Origin of the sequence: Flavivirga rizhaonensis, from assembly GCF_004791695.1 — a bacterium.
In the GTDB taxonomy this organism is placed as follows: domain Bacteria; phylum Bacteroidota; class Bacteroidia; order Flavobacteriales; family Flavobacteriaceae; genus Flavivirga; species Flavivirga rizhaonensis.
The window spans coordinates 1-251 of sequence record NZ_SRSO01000099.1 but is presented as its reverse complement, the minus strand read 5'-3'; the positions used below and the strand labels follow the sequence as shown (position 1 = coordinate 251).

The 251-nt window shown below is 34.7% G+C and carries 1 pseudogene; it reads left to right on the top strand.

Going from position 1 to position 251, the window contains the following annotated elements:
• Positions 1-104 (top strand): annotated as a pseudogene (locus EM932_RS21525) (IS982 family transposase); the annotation flags it as partial.
• Positions 105-251 lie beyond the last annotated feature (147 nt).

The following is a 251-nucleotide window of genomic DNA, read 5'->3' as shown; positions in this document are numbered from 1 at the left end:
TTACCAACTTGATTGCTAGTTTAATTGCTTATTCTTTTCAAGAAAAGAAACCTGCTATCAAATTTGAAACATATAAGTCTGAACAATTAGCATTGTTTTTCTAAATCCTTAGCTCGAACTCAGGTTATAAGCCTTTAATGGATGGGAGATCTGTTCACGTGAGTTGCAGCATTCAATCTTTGAAACGTCTGTTTTAATCGAGTTTACAGCCCCCTTCCTACTTATCCATAATACAAAATTGCAGCTAACAG